Annotated in this window: 12 protein-coding genes; 7 read left to right on the top strand and 5 right to left on the bottom strand. The window is 34.6% G+C overall.

Features of this window, described 5'->3' with window-relative positions:
• Positions 1-92: 92 nt before the first annotated feature.
• On the bottom strand, positions 93-995 hold the full coding sequence (locus BT156_RS00400; protein WP_228429905.1) for a helix-turn-helix domain-containing protein: 903 nt from the start codon (positions 993-995) through the stop codon (positions 93-95).
• 44 nt (positions 996-1,039) lie between these two features.
• On the opposite strand from BT156_RS00400, the gene BT156_RS00395 reads away from it, so the two are divergent.
• The 4 genes from BT156_RS00395 (at position 1,040) to BT156_RS00380 (ending at position 6,618) form a co-directional block, all read left to right on the top strand.
• A complete protein-coding gene (locus tag BT156_RS00395; RefSeq protein ID WP_228429902.1) occupies positions 1,040-2,371 on the top strand; it encodes a TolC family protein in 1,332 nt (443 codons plus the stop codon).
• Positions 2,372-2,376: 5 nt separating this feature from the next.
• Positions 2,377-3,423 (top strand): HlyD family secretion protein, encoded by a 1,047-nt coding sequence (locus tag BT156_RS00390; RefSeq protein WP_072406123.1) that lies wholly within the window; start codon positions 2,377-2,379, stop codon positions 3,421-3,423.
• Positions 3,424-3,651: 228 nt separating this feature from the next.
• Positions 3,652-5,214: an MFS transporter gene (locus tag BT156_RS00385; RefSeq protein WP_072406121.1), complete on the top strand. Its 1,563-nt coding sequence runs from the start codon at positions 3,652-3,654 to the stop codon at positions 5,212-5,214.
• A 42-nt stretch (positions 5,215-5,256) separates the two neighbouring features.
• Positions 5,257-6,618, top strand: coding sequence for an aldehyde dehydrogenase (locus tag BT156_RS00380; protein ID WP_072406119.1), 1,362 nt, complete (start codon positions 5,257-5,259; stop codon positions 6,616-6,618).
• A 40-nt stretch (positions 6,619-6,658) separates the two neighbouring features.
• On the opposite strand, the gene BT156_RS00375 is transcribed toward BT156_RS00380, so the two are convergent.
• Entirely contained in the window at positions 6,659-7,201 is a 543-nt protein-coding gene (locus BT156_RS00375; protein ID WP_072406117.1) for a thioredoxin family protein, read from the bottom strand.
• Positions 7,202-7,280: 79 nt separating this feature from the next.
• Here BT156_RS00375 and BT156_RS00370 point away from each other — a divergent pair, with 79 nt between their 5' ends.
• From BT156_RS00370 to BT156_RS00360, 3 genes are all read left to right on the top strand, one after another.
• Complete coding sequence (locus BT156_RS00370) at positions 7,281-8,165, top strand: lysophospholipid acyltransferase family protein (RefSeq protein WP_072406115.1); 885 nt, start codon at positions 7,281-7,283, stop codon at positions 8,163-8,165.
• 6 nt (positions 8,166-8,171) lie between these two features.
• A complete protein-coding gene (locus BT156_RS00365) occupies positions 8,172-9,140 on the top strand; it encodes a glycosyltransferase family 2 protein (protein ID WP_072406946.1) in 969 nt (322 codons plus the stop codon).
• Positions 9,141-9,226: 86 nt separating this feature from the next.
• Entirely contained in the window at positions 9,227-9,781 is a 555-nt protein-coding gene (locus BT156_RS00360) for a 3'-5' exonuclease (RefSeq protein ID WP_072406113.1), read from the top strand.
• A 181-nt stretch (positions 9,782-9,962) separates the two neighbouring features.
• Here the strand turns inward: BT156_RS00360 and apaG are convergent, their stop codons facing one another.
• From apaG to BT156_RS00345, 3 genes are all read right to left on the bottom strand, one after another.
• On the bottom strand, positions 9,963-10,337 hold the full coding sequence (apaG, locus tag BT156_RS00355) for a Co2+/Mg2+ efflux protein ApaG (protein WP_228429899.1): 375 nt from the start codon (positions 10,335-10,337) through the stop codon (positions 9,963-9,965).
• 94 nt (positions 10,338-10,431) lie between these two features.
• Positions 10,432-11,679, bottom strand: a complete 1,248-nt coding sequence (gene odhB / locus BT156_RS00350; protein ID WP_072406109.1) for a 2-oxoglutarate dehydrogenase complex dihydrolipoyllysine-residue succinyltransferase — start codon at positions 11,677-11,679, stop codon at positions 10,432-10,434.
• Positions 11,680-11,719: 40 nt separating this feature from the next.
• Positions 11,720-14,536: a 2-oxoglutarate dehydrogenase E1 component gene (locus BT156_RS00345; protein WP_072406107.1), complete on the bottom strand. Its 2,817-nt coding sequence runs from the start codon at positions 14,534-14,536 to the stop codon at positions 11,720-11,722.
• Between the last annotated feature and the right edge of the window lie 7 nt (positions 14,537-14,543).

The following is a 14,543-nucleotide window of genomic DNA, read 5'->3' as shown; positions in this document are numbered from 1 at the left end:
ATTGAGCTAAATTTATTTTTAAAGATTGCTTCGTCGCTACGCTCCTCGCAATGACCCAAACACTCCAACACTCCAACACTCCAACACTCACACTAAGAATCCCCTCTCAATTTCTGCTGATATTCCGTCGGAGCCACCCCGATTACCTTTTTAAAAATATTACTGAAAGAAGACAGACTATTATACCCCACCATCATCGCAATCTCATACATGTTATACTTTCCTTCCAACATCAGTTCCAAGGAACGGGTGATTCTTAAAGCACGCAGAAAACGAACGTAATTCATCCCTAAAATCTCTTTAAACTTCCTTGATAAGGTTCTTGTACTCATTCCGAATTCTTTGGCCGTAGATTCGATAGTAAGAGGCTTTTCAAGATTAGCATGAACATATTTAGCGATCTTCAATAAGGTTTCATCTTTAGGAAAAGGATGCTGAACAGGAAATGCCAGATTTTTATCTCTTTTTTCAGGTAAAATTCCTTTTAAGGCTTTGAGGAAATAATATTTTGAACTGTCATTTTTTGTGATTTTCCCATCCCAGTCTTTTGTATATAAAATCATCTCTCTCAGTAAATGACTTACAGAATAAATATTAATTTCATCAAAAAAGCCATCTTCATTTTCTTCTTTTTTAAAATAAAAATTATATAAATCTACTTTCGGGCTCGAACTAAAAATATAATGTGGAGTTCCCGCCGGTATCCACATAAAACATCTTGCAGGAAGATACCAATGCTTTGAATCTGTAAAAACATGCACAATACCACCTTCTGCATACACTAACTGCGCAGATCCGTGATAATGAACATCCGTTGTTATATTTCCTGCAAGTACATTATATACGTAAAATTCGGCATCCTCTTCTTCGACTGCTGAAAAATGACTGTCATTCATAAAATAAAGGTAAGGAGAAAATTTCAACTTGGCGTAAATGAACAAATATTTTTCTGTTTTCACAAATCGTGCCTGGTGCTCCACCCCGTAACTTTGCATAATCAAAATCAATTTATCAAAAAACCTTCAATTAAATTATGAAAATGATATTTAACGCATGTAGATATCAAGGCATTGCGTTGTTCTTATTATTGATAAGCAGCCTTCTGCACTCACAAATGATAGATTATCAATCCCTCAGCTTACAACAGGCTATAGAATTGGGTCTGAAGAATAATAAAAACATTAAGATAAGTCACTTAAAGCAGCAAATGTCCGAAACCAAAGAGAAAGATCTCAAAATGGAAAAACTACCAGACATCGAATTTCATACAAGCTATACTCAGGTTTCAAATCTTTTCCAACATGAAAATGGCGTATTCGGGAAAGCTACAAAATACGATGTAATCAACGGAATGTATGACTTTACGCTTTCAGCATCGATACCTTTATACATGGGAGGAAAGATTAAAAATACAGAGAAAAAAGCATCGATTGACACTGAAATTTCAAGTTTAAAAACTCATTTGAACGAGAGACAGCTTACGATGGAAATCATCACTGCTTTTCTTCAGATTCATCATTTAAAAGAGCAGCAAAATTTAATTAATGATAAAATGAAAGAAGATTCTGTGAATATCAAACAGGTCAAAGCATTAAAAGCAAACGGTGTGGTGACCGTAAATGAAGTTCTGAGAACCTCTTTACAGCTTTCCAATCACAAGATGAGCTGGACAGAATTGGATAACGATATTCAAATCGCGGAACATAAATTAAAAACGATTCTTTCTCTTCCGGAAAGTCAGGAAATGCACGTCAATACAGAAGATCTGATCTCCGATAAAGCTGAAATTCCTTATGTAGATGAATTAACAGAAACCGCCTTAACAAAAAATGAATCTGTTGAAATGACCCACAAAAATTTGTCATTAAAGCAATTGGATCAAAAAATTACACGAGCGAATTATTTACCTAAAATAACAGCTGGCGGAGAATATTTTTTAAAATACCCCAATATGATGTTTTTCCCTCCTGAACCTTATGCTTATCGTTTAGGAATGATTGGAGTAAATCTTACTTATCCTATCGAAAGTCTGTATAAAAACAAATACAAAATGCAGGAAGCAAAGGAAAATATAGCCCTGGCAAAACTTCAGATCGAAGAAAATGATGAAAATATAAGACACAATGTGTATGAAGCCTACAAGAAGTTTGAAGAAACCGATCAAAAGGTAAAAATTGCTGAAGAAGCGATTAATCAAGCCAAAGAAAACTACCGTATTGTAAGAACAAAATACATCAATAAATTAAGCTTAATTACCGAACTTATAGATGCAGACAATGCCAATTTGGAAGCTCAATCTAACCTTATTTCCGTAAAAATAAACCGACAACTTAAATATTACCAACTCCAATATACGATTGGAAACCTGTAAAAACTATGGCACAGAAGCAATTAACACAAAAAGAAAAAAGAATCAATAAAACAATTACTTTATTGGCCTGGATCCTTATTATCAGCGGGATCGCGGGGATGCTAAGTTTCTATCTTTTTTCGAGAAAAAATGTTACCACAAACGATGCGCAGATCGAACAATATATTACGCCTGTTTCCAGTAAAGTTTCAGGTTTCATTAAAACGATAAAATTTAACGAAAACCAATTCGTTCACAAAGGGGATACTTTGATCATCATTGACAACAGAGAATTTGTCAACCAGGTGAAAATGGCAGAAGCCAGTCTTCACGCCAATTCTGAAAATATCACGACCATCCAAAGTGGCGTGAATACAAAAGAAAGCGACACCAAAATCATCGATGCAAAAATTTCTTCCGCAAAGATCGATATTTGGAGAACCGAACAGGATTTTAAAAGATATAAAAATCTGGTTTCAGAAGATGCCGCGACCGAACAGCAGTTTGAAAATGTAAAAGCTTCATACGATCAGGCTAAAGCCAATCTTTTAGCATTGGAACAGCAAAAAAATGCCGTAAAAGCAAGTGCAAACGAACAGGAAACAAAAGTTGCCCCGGCAAAAAGTCAGATTCAGCAAAGTTCTGCAAGTTTGAATAATGCTCAACTTTTCCTCTCCTACACAGTAGTTACAGCTCCTTATGACGGTTGGGTCGGCAAAAAAACGATTCAGGAAGGCCAATTGATCAAAGAAGGTCAGGCTTTGGTTCAGATCGTGAGCAAAGAAAAATGGATTATTGCCAATTATAAAGAAACTCAGCTTGGACAAATCGACCAACAGCAGGAAGTTGTGATTACAGCCGACGCTTTTCCGGACACAGAATTTAAAGGAAAAATTGTATCGATCTCACCGGCTTCCGGTTCGCAGTTTTCGTTAGTAAAACCAGACAATGCAACAGGAAACTTCGTCAAGATCGAACAGCGATTTCCAGTAAAAATTATTCTAGATAATAATAAAAACAACGAAAAACTACTTTCCGGAATGAACGTTTTGGTGAGTGCGAAGAAGATATAGAGTTTGAGGGTTTGAAAGTTTTATGAAGTGTTGAATTTTATGTAAAGATTTAAACTTTCAAATTCCTCTTTCTCAAATTTAAAATTAACAAATTAAGTTCTTTTTTCAACGGAAAGGCTGGACTGCAAAGCCGCAAAATTGCCATTTTTTTCATACGCAATTTGCCATTTTGCCTTTTACTTTTTTTACATTTTGCTTTTTGGCCTTTTCGTTTTTATTCAATAAAAAATGCAACACAATTCAGTTTATTATAAATGGGTTCCGCAATGGCTGAAGCTTCCTCTTCTTGTATTGGCATTGTTTCCGCACTTGATGCTACTGTCAATTCTGCATTCCAACAGTGCTTTCACAGCGTCTTTTATGGATGTAGATCCTGATGATATCCAATATTTATTAATGATGATGTACGGAACATTCGTCGTAACCATGCTGGTTTTACAGCGATTTATGGCGTATTTTAGTGTAAAGTATTACATTCTGCTGATGTCGTCTATTTCAGTCATCATTCTGTACATTTTATCCGTCACAAACGATTATCATATCATTCTGGTCATCAGATTTTTAGAAGGAATTTTCGGTTTAATGGAAGGTGCCATATTTTTACCATTAATCATTGCAGAATTAAAAACCAGACACGCCAAAGTCATTGCCTACCTTTTCATGTACACGATCATGCTGACGGGCGGAACAGTCACCACTTCTTTATTAAAATCTAGTATTCAGAATTATGATTTTCAGCATATGATTTTGATGATTCTTTACTTTCACATTTTTGTTTTAATTATCGGAATTGCACTTTTCAACAGAAACAGATTTTTTCCTAAAAAGCCTCTGTACCAGTTAGATATTACGAGTTGGTTTCTCCTTTGGATCTGTTTACAGGCCGGATCGTACGCCATTATTTACGGAAAAAGATTAATGTGGTTTGAATCAGATACCATCATTTTATGCCTGTTTGTATTCCTGATTTCGGGTGGATTATTTATGCTGAAACAGAGAAATTCTAAACGTCCGCTTTTTCATTTTGAAGTTTTCAGTTCAAAAAATGTAATCATTGGAATGCTTTTATTTTTTATATTTTATTTAATTCGTTCAGGTTTAAATAATGTTTACAGCATCATGGCAACCGTCTGGAAATGGCCTTGGGATTACATCGTAGACATTCAGTACTGGAATGTTTTGGGAACAGTTATAGGCGTATTTTTATCCGGAATTTGTTTAATGAAAGGCGTTTCTTCAAGAATCGTATTCTTCACCGGATTTCTATTGTTGGCGATAGATTGCGCTTGGTTTACCTATACTTTTTACCCTGACACAACGCTGTCAACAATTTGTCCGCCATTATTTTTACAGGGACTCGCACAAGGTTTATTGTTCACGCCTTTGGTATTTTTTCTGATCTCAGGAATGCCAGAAGAATATGTTGCCAACGCCACCGCTTTAGGAACTTCTACCCGTTTCTGGACAACCGCAATTGGTTACGCTTTAATGCAGAATTTGATGCTATTTTTAACCTTAAAACATTCGGATTCCTTAAGTTCCCAGCTAACAGAAACCAACCCTGTTTTTTACTCACAGTGGAATCAAATTTTTGGAGTAAATATTGCAAAACTCCCAATTAATGATTCATTATCGGTGACCGCAGGAGCTTTTAAAGCTAAAATTGGCGTACAATCTATGTTACTTTCCAATATGGAAATCTTCACAGGATTATTTTGGCTGGCATTGATCACTGCTTTGCTTTTATTGCTGTATCATCCCGTAAAAATTGCAATTAGAAACATAATGTAATTTTTAGGCAAAAGATTTGCATTATTTTCTGAAATTTGGTTTATGGAAATTCAGGAAATCGTATTAAAGCAGCAAGAGTTTTTCAATACACAGAAAACGAAGAATCTAAAATTCAGGAAAATGTATCTTGAAAAATTAAGAGATCTTATTCTTGAAAATGAAAACCTCCTAAATGAAGCTATTTACAAAGATTTTGGGAAGTCAAAATTTGATACGTTTACGACTGAAATTTCTTTTATTTTAAAGGATATTAATTATTATCTTAAAAATTTAAATGCTTTAGCGAAACCTAAAAAAGTAAGAACCAATCTTTCCAATCAAATCGGAAACAGTAAAATATACTCCGATCCGTTAGGCTGTGTCTTGGTTATTGGAGCCTGGAATTATCCTTATCAATTATCACTCTCCCCTATTATTGCTGCTTTGGCTGCCGGAAATTGCTGTATTTTAAAACCAAGTGAAATTGCCGAAAATACCATGAAAGCAATGTCTAAAATCATCAATGAAAATTTCCCTCCCGAATATTTATATGTTTTCGAAGGTGGAATTGATGAAACAACAGAGCTTTTAAAATTAAAATTTGATAAAATATTTTTCACAGGAAGCACGAAAGTTGGAAAAATTATTTACAAAGCTGCAGCCGAACATTTAACACCCGTAACTTTGGAATTAGGCGGAAAATCTCCTGTCATTATCACTAAAGATGCTAATCTTGAGGTTGCTGCCAAACGAATTATTTGGGGTAAATTTTTAAATGCTGGACAAACCTGTGTGGCTCCGGATTATTTATTGGTTGAAGAATCTATTCAGGAACAGTTTCTGGAAATGCTTAGAAATCAAATTAAAGAATTCAAGTACGAGCCAGATTCCGAGCAATACACCAGAATTATTAATCAAAAGAATTTCCACAGATTAATTAAATTAATCGATAAAGAAAAAATATATTTCGGCGGAAATTATAATGAAGAAAAATTATACATCGAACCGACAATTTTAACTAATATCAAATGGGAAGATGATGTGATGCAGGAAGAAATTTTCGGGCCTATTTTACCTGTGATTTTGTTTAAAAGCTTTAATCAGACATTAAATTATCTGATTGAACTTGAAAAACCACTTTCAGCCTATTTATTCACCAATAATTCTGAAGAAAAAGAAGCTTTCACTCAAAAACTCTCTTTTGGTGGAGGTTGTATCAATGATGTTGTGATGCATTTAGGAAATGATAACCTGCCTTTTGGGGGCGTTGGAAATTCAGGAATGGGAAATTATCACGGTAAATTTGGTTTTGAAACTTTTTCACATCAAAAACCAGTTCTGGAAAAAGCAACTTGGGGAGAACCCAATATAAAATATCCTCCTTATTCTGAGAAGAAGCTAAGCTGGATTAAAAAACTACTGTAAAAACAAAAAAACCGAGAAAATTTCTCGGTTTTAATTTTTATTACTTCGGAGCCCATTGATTGAAAAACTCTTTCGTTTTTTCTAAACTGTATCCTTTATCCTGTTCCAAAACATCACTTTGCTGTACGTGAATCATTTTTCCGTCTTTATCTAAAACAATGAAAACGGGGTATCCAAATTTATCACCAGGATTTCCATATTGGCTAAAAATTTTCTCATTTTTATTATCCGGTGAAAAATTTAAATGATAATATACATAGTTTTTGTCTACAATTCCCTTTAATTCAGGAGTAGTCTGTACAAATTCATTAAAACGAAGACACCAGATACACCAGTTTCCTCCCGCCTGAATCATAATATTTTTATTTTCCTTCTTAGCCTGAACGATCAGAGCTTCAATGTCTTTCTGAGCATTCGCTTTTGGGTTGTATGGCTTAGGTAATTTTGCTTTTTCCGCTGCCGCTGCCTTTTTCTTCTGCTCTATTACTTTCGGATCTTCCTTCACTTTTTCTGTTTGAGCATACGCTATTGATCCAAATCCCATAAATAGGGCAACAAAATATTTTAATGATGTCTTTTTCATACTATAAAAATAAAAAATTAATACTTATTATCAGCAAAAATGAAACCGTAATTTTATTATCACTAAATTTGCACGTTTTATGAATTTCCTTATCAAAATATTATACTTAATTTCTAAACTTCCTCTGAAAATATTATACATATTTTCGGACATTATATTCTTTTTAAATTATTATGTTGTTGGATATAGAAAAAAAGTAATTACTGAGAATTTAAGAAACTCTTTCCCTGAAAAATCGGACAAAGAAATTGCAGCGATTAAAAAGAAATTTTATTTAAATTTTTCTGATTATTTGGCAGAAACAATAAAATCTTTCACAATGTCTGAAACCGAAACCAAGGTAAGGATGCAGCACATCAATCAGGAGTTGTTTCACGAAGCTAAAGAAGAGGGGAAAAATATTATTTTATTGGCTGGCCATGTTTTCAATTGGGAATGGATGAATACTTTGGCTACAATTGTTCCACAAACAAACTGTCATCCGGTTTACAGAAAGGTTAACAGTACTTTTTGGGAAAATCAGATGAAAAAGGTTAGAAGTAAGTTTGGAAATAATGCGCTGGAAGCAAACGAGGTGGTCTTAAATATTTTCAGATCTAAAAATAATGGTGATTCTATATATCTTTTTGTAGCAGATCAAACACCGCATTTTTCGCATGTCAGTTATGGATTAGAATTTCTGAATCAAAGAACTCCTGCATTTATTGGCTATGATAAATTAGCCACAAGAATGGATCTTATTTTTATTTATTGTGAGATGAAAAAGGTCAAACGTGGTTTTTATCAGATTAATTACCATAGAGTTATGCCTGACGGAGAGAAATTTGCAAAAAATGAAGTGGTAAGAAAATTCCATAAATTATTAGAAAATACTTTGCATAAAAGACCCGATAACTATCTTTGGTCACATAGAAAATGGAAATATCAAGATTCTATTAAAGATTTTGATTCCGAAAAAATATAGATGGAGATGTCGAAAAAACTAGCAGTTGCCATATTAAACTGGAACGGTAAAAACTGGCTTGAAAAATTTCTGCCAAGCGTTGTTCAATTTTCTAAAAATGCAGATATTTATGTGATCGACAATCTTTCAACGGATGATTCTATAGCCTATTTACAAACTCATTTTCCTTCGGTTCAAATTATCAAAAACAATCAGAATTTTGGCTTTGCAGGAGGTTATAATGAAGGGTTAAAACAGATTAAAGCTGAATATTACTGTTTACTCAATTCAGATGTTGAAGTAACCGAAAACTGGATAGAACCTGTTTTAGAATTATTTGAAAAAAATTCTGAAATATCAGCCATTCAACCAAAAATATTATCTTTTAATAATAAAAAATTCTTTGAATTTGCAGGAGCTGGCGGTGGTTTAATCGATAACCTGGGCTATCCTTACTGCAGAGGAAGAGTTTTTGATGACCTTGAAGAAGACAAGGGTCAATATGATGATGAAACCGAAATTTTCTGGGCTTCAGGATGTTGTTTTTTTATTCGCTCTAAAGATTTTTGGGAACAGAAAGGTTTTGATGAAAGATTTTTTGCCCATCAGGAAGAAATCGATCTTTGCTGGAGATTAATCAACTCAGGAAAGAAAATATTTTATACCGGAAAATCTACAGTTTATCACGTTGGAGGTGGAACTTTAAACAAACAAAGCGCTCAAAAAACCTATTTAAACATCAGAAATAATCTTTCGATGATGTTGAAAAATTTGCCATTTCCTACATTAATTTGGTTGATATTTTTCAGATTGTGTTTAGACGGAATTGCAGGAATTTATTTTGGATTTAAACATGGATTCCCACACCTTTGGGCTGTGGCAAGAGCACATTTTGGTTTCTACGCACAACTTCCCGGAACCTGGAAGCTTCGTCAAAAACATCAAAAAGAGGATTTCTATCAATCTAAATGGTTAATTTTCAAACATTTTCTTTAACAAAGACCTATGTTTTAGGAATTAGTTCTATATCAAATATTAGAAATAATTCATAACTTATCACTCTTAATTTATAACTACAATACATGGATTTTTGCGCAATAGATTTCGAAACAGCCACTAACGACAGGAGTTCAGCTTGTGAAGTTGGGGTTTGCGTTGTGCAGGATTCTAAGATTATTGAGACAAAAACCTGGTTAATAAAACCTCCTAGTTTTCCTTATTTTAGTCAGTATAATATTGATGTACACGGAATTTTACCGAATGATGTAAAAAACGCTCCTACTTTTGATGAGATTTGGTATGAAATTCAGGAAATGATGTATGGAACTCTGATGATTGCTCATAACGCGAGTTTTGACGCTGGAGTTCTAAGAGCATGTCTGAGTCACTACGGAATATTTACGCCTAAAATAGACTATTTATGCAGCATTCAGCTGGCAAAGAAATCATGGAATTATCTTCCCAAATATGGTTTAAAACATTTGGCAGAATATCATCAAATAAAATTTAAACATCACAGAGCAGGTGCTGACGCAGAAGTTTGTGCAAAAATCTCATTATTGGCTTTCGAAAAATTATTCCTTACAAGCAATGATGAAGTTTCTGATTATATGAAACTGAAGATCAAAAAGCTTTAATATTTAAAATTACTCAATTTTTATAACAAGTTTGTCCATTTGCTTTGTAGAGATGCTTCCAGCATGACAAAATCATTAAATATATTTGAGAACTAGCGTTGTTTTTTCACCACAGATTGCACAGATGATACTATTAAAACTTCATCTAATCTTGGTTTATTTTGTGCAGATTAATGAAAAATTAATTGCTTAAAACTTCGGACAACAGGTTGAATTTTGGAATATCAATCTCAAAACTTTCCTGAGTATCCATATTTTTAACCAAATATTTTCCACTCATACTTCCTACTCCGGAACGTAACATTACATTAGAAAAGTAATCAAAATTCTCATGTACAGGAATTTCCGGCGTTAATCCTATTACACCATCTCCTATAATCTCTGTAAATCCAAATCCTACGTCAAAAATTAACCATTTTCTTTTAAGAATTTTTATAGGAAAACTTCCGTCATTTTCTATCGTTATGCTATATTTAAAAACATATCGGTTTTCGGACGGGTAACTGTTTTTGCTATCATATTCAGGTATTACTGAAACTTTGATATTCGAAGTCATTTTTGAAAACATCACTTTTGTATTTTTTAGATATATACAAAAATCTCGCCTTTTTTGAGGCGAGATTGTAAGATTTATGTTAATTTATTTAAAACTATAATTCTAATCCTCTTCTTTCGTCACCACCCATTAAAATTTCAACAGGATTGTCGATACCTTCTTTTACTGCTACCAAGAATCCTACAGACTCTTTTCCGTCAATAATTCTGTGGTCATAAGACATTGCAACATACATCATTGGACGAATTACAACTTGCCCGTCAACCGCAACCGGTCTTTGAATGATATTGTGCATTCCTAAGATTGCAGATTGAGGAGGGTTGATGATTGGTGTAGACAGCATAGATCCGAAAGTACCACCATTTGTAATAGTGAACGTACCGCCAGTCATTTCATCAACAGTGATTTTTCCATCTCTTACTTTAGTTGCAAGATCTTTGATGTTAGCTTCAACACCTTTGAAAGACATGTTTTCTGCATTTCTCAATACCGGAACCATTAATCCTTTAGGCCCAGAAACTGCAATTGAAATATCGCAGAAATCATAATTAATTTTGAAATCTCCGTCAATTGATGCATTTACATCAGGATATAATTTTAATGCTCTTGTAACCGCTTTTGTGAAGAAAGACATGAAACCAAGTCCAACTCCGTGCTTTTGAGCAAATTCTTCTTTATATTGTTTTCTTAGTCTAAAGATTTCAGACATATCAACTTCGTTGAAAGTCGTTAACATCGCTGTTTCATTCTTCACAGAAACTAATCTTGAAGCAATCTTTCTTCTAAGAACAGAAAGTTTAGTAGTTGTTGAAGCTCTAGAACCTGTAGCTGTTAAAGGACTACCTCCCATTGCAGGAACAGCAGCCAATTCAGCGTCAGTTTTAGTGATTCTTCCGTCTCTTCCCTGTCCGTTAACTTGTGATGCGTCAATACCCTTTTCATCAAGAATTTTCTTAGCAGCAGGAGACGGAGCTCCGGTAGCATAAGTTTGAGGAGCAGCAACGGGTGCAGCTGGTTTTGGAGCTTCTGCTTTAGCCGGTTCAGCAGCTTTAGGAGCTTCTTCTTGTTTTGGAGCAGCAGGAGCAGAACCCTCTGGTTTAGCAGCATCCACATCAATTAAACAAACTACCTGCCCTACTTGTACCACATCACCTTCTTCAGCTTTTAAAGTAATAATTCCACTTTGTTCTGCAGGCAATTCTAGCGTTGCTTTATCTGAGTCTACCTCAGCGATAGGTTGATCTTTTTCTACATAATCACCATCCTTTACAAGCCAAGTTGCAATTTCAACTTCTGTAATTGATTCGCCCGGTGAAGGAACTTTCATTTCTAAAATTGACATATTGAGTATTTTTTATTTTTTAATTGAATATTATTTATAATTAAGCTGTTACAGGTCTTTTAACAGGAGCATCATCTCTGTCGAAAACTCTGTTGATCACTGCATTTTGGTTTTTCTCAAACATTTTGTGACTTCCCGGAGCCGGAGCACCACTTGGAACCGGAGAAATTACCTGAATTCCCGTATCTCTGAAGTTTCTTAAAATGTAAGACCAAGCCCCCATATTTTCCGGTTCTTCCTGAGCCCAAACAATTTCTTTTTTGTTCTCATACTTATTGAAGATCGCTTCTATTGCATCATTTTGTAATGGATACAATTGTTCGAATCTTACCAAAGCAATATTTTCAGTGTTTAATTCTTCTTTTTTAGCTAATAATTCGAAGTATAATTTACCTGAACAAAGGACTAATTTTTCTACTTTTTTAGGATCAGCAGTTGGATCATCTAAAATTGGCTGGAAACTTCCTGTTGCAAAATCTTCCAATGGAGAAACTACTTTTGGATGTCTCAACAGAGATTTTGGACTCATTACGATCAATGGTTTTCTGAAAGTCCATTTTAGTTGTCTTCTCAACAAGTGGAAATAATTGGCAGGAGACGTAATGTTCGCTACCACCATATTTTCGTTTGCACAAAGCGTCAAGAATCTTTCTAATCTTGCTGAAGAGTGTTCTGCACCCTGACCTTCAGATCCGTGAGGCAACAACATGACCAAACCATCCTGAATTTTCCATTTTTCTTCTGCTGCAGCCAAATATTGGTCAACAATAATCTGAGCTCCATTCACGAAATCTCCAAACTGAGCTTCCCAAATTGTTAAAGTATTAGGAGAAACCATAGCGTAACCATAATCAAATCCTAAAACTCCATATTCAGAAAGATGAGAATTGAAAATATCAAATCTGCTTTCAGAAATATGTCTTAACGGAATAAATTCTTCTTCAGTATCTTCAGTTTTTACAACCGCATGTCTGTGAGAGAACGTTCCTCTTTCTACATCTTCTCCTGAGATTCTTACGTTGTGACCTTCAGTAAGCAATGTAGCATAAGCCAACCACTCTCCTAATGCCCAATCTAAAGAATTTCCTTCAATTGCTTTAAGACGGTTTTCGAAAAGTCTTGTAATTTTATTGATGAACTTTTTATCAGCCGGAAGTGTTGACATTTTGATTGCCAATTCTTTCAACTTCGCCAAGTCATATTTTGTATCAACAGGTAACTGAACAGCACCTCTTTTTCCGATAGGATAATTTGTCCAGTCATCAGACATAAACAAGTCCATTACGTTTTTCTCGATTTCTTTAGAAGCATCAAAGTCTTTATCTAAAAGCGCTTTGAAATCAGTTTCCATTTTCTTAAGAACCTCATTAGAAATAACGCTGTCGTTGATTAATTTATCTTTATAAATCTCTCTTGGATTCGGGTGCTTAGAAATTAATTTATATAAATTAGGCTGAGTAAATCTTGGTTCATCCCCTTCGTTATGACCATATTTTCTGTATCCTAATAAATCAATATAAACGTCTTTTCCAAATTTTGCTCTGAAATCGGCAGCAAAATGGATCGCATGCACTACCGCTTCAGCATCGTCAGCATTTACGTGCATTACAGGAGATTCTGTAACTTTAGCAATGTCTGTACAATACGTTGAAGATCTAGCATCTGCATAGTTGGTTGTAAATGAAACCTGGTTGTTTACAACGATATGAACTGTTCCTCCCGTTCTATACCCTTCCAAAGTCATCATCTGAGCAACTTCGTAAGCAATACCCTGTCCTGCCAATGCACCGTCACCGTGAATTACGATCGGTAAAATCTTAGAACCGTCTCCTTTATATTTATCGTCAATTTTAGCACGACAGATCCCTTCTACAAGAGCAGATACCGTTTCTAAGTGAGATGGGTTCGGAGTAAGGTTAATTGCAACTTCTTCTCCAGAAGCTGTTTTTATTTTTTTAGATGAACCTAAGTGATACTTAACGTCACCAGAGAATACATCTTCTTCAAATTCTTTTCCTTCAAATTCTGAGAAAATCTGTTTGTAAGACTTTCCGAAAATATTAGATAAAACATTCAGTCTACCTCTGTGAGCCATCCCTAGAACAACCTCGTCAACCCCCAATTGAGAAGATCTTGAAATCAACTGATCCAACGCAGGAATCAATGTTTCACCTCCTTCAAGAGAGAATCTTTTTTGTCCCACAAATTTTGTGTGAAGATAGTTTTCAAAAGCTACAGCCTGATTCAGCTTCAATAAAATATCCGTTTTCTCGTTAGCTGAAAGACTTGGATGGTTTTCGTTTACCTGCAACCATTTTTTGATGAAATCTTTTTCTTCAACATTATTGATATACGTATATTCAACACCGATAGAATCACAGTAAATGTTTTCTAAATGCGTGATAAGTTCTTGTAGTGTTGCAGGTTCTTTCATTCCTGTTTCAACAGCACAGTTGAATTTTGTATTTAAGTCTGATTTATCAAGACCGAAATTTTCGATATCTAAAGTCGGAGTATAGTGTCTTCTTTCTCTAACCGGGTTTGTTTTTGTAAACAAATGCCCTCTCGTTCTGTAAGCCTCAATAAGGTTTACTACTTTAAATTCTTTTTTGATATGCTCAGGGACTTCGCCGTTAGCTGCTGCCTGAGATATTTGCTGAACTGCCGGAGCAGCATTAGCCGAAGCTTGAATATATTGAATGTTATCGCCTTCACCGTAGTTCTCCAAAGCAAAATCGAATCCTTGAAAGAAGGATTTCCATGATGGTTCTAAAGAGTCCGGGAATTTTAAATACTGTTGGTATAAATCCTCAATTAATTGAGAATGAGCTGCGTTTAGGAATGAAAATCTGTCCATTATTACA

It is taken from the genome of Chryseobacterium limigenitum, from assembly GCF_900114875.1.
Lineage (GTDB): Bacteria > Bacteroidota > Bacteroidia > Flavobacteriales > Weeksellaceae > Chryseobacterium > Chryseobacterium limigenitum.
Note: the sequence above shows the minus strand (reverse complement) of the source record. Positions and strands in the feature narration are given on the sequence as shown.

Bases quoted from the DNA above. Each gene is read 5' to 3' on its own strand.
- BT156_RS00345 (WP_072406107.1), bottom strand. From the start codon at position 14,536: ATGGACAGATTTTCATTCCTAAACGCAGCTCATTCTCAATTAATTGAG.
- BT156_RS00365 (WP_072406946.1), top strand. From the start codon at position 8,172: ATGTCGAAAAAACTAGCAGTTGCCATATTAAACTGGAACGGTAAAAAC.
- BT156_RS00390 (WP_072406123.1), top strand. From the start codon at position 2,377: ATGGCACAGAAGCAATTAACACAAAAAGAAAAAAGAATCAATAAAACA.
- BT156_RS00370 (WP_072406115.1), top strand. From the start codon at position 7,281: ATGAATTTCCTTATCAAAATATTATACTTAATTTCTAAACTTCCTCTG.
- BT156_RS00395 (WP_228429902.1), top strand. From the start codon at position 1,040: ATGATATTTAACGCATGTAGATATCAAGGCATTGCGTTGTTCTTATTA.
- BT156_RS00400 (WP_228429905.1), bottom strand. From the start codon at position 995: ATGCAAAGTTACGGGGTGGAGCACCAGGCACGATTTGTGAAAACAGAA.
- BT156_RS00380 (WP_072406119.1), top strand. From the start codon at position 5,257: ATGGAAATTCAGGAAATCGTATTAAAGCAGCAAGAGTTTTTCAATACA.
- odhB (WP_072406109.1), bottom strand. From the start codon at position 11,679: ATGTCAATTTTAGAAATGAAAGTTCCTTCACCGGGCGAATCAATTACA.
- BT156_RS00360 (WP_072406113.1), top strand. From the start codon at position 9,227: ATGGATTTTTGCGCAATAGATTTCGAAACAGCCACTAACGACAGGAGT.
- BT156_RS00385 (WP_072406121.1), top strand. From the start codon at position 3,652: ATGCAACACAATTCAGTTTATTATAAATGGGTTCCGCAATGGCTGAAG.
- BT156_RS00375 (WP_072406117.1), bottom strand. From the start codon at position 7,201: ATGAAAAAGACATCATTAAAATATTTTGTTGCCCTATTTATGGGATTT.
- apaG (WP_228429899.1), bottom strand. From the start codon at position 10,337: ATGACTTCGAATATCAAAGTTTCAGTAATACCTGAATATGATAGCAAA.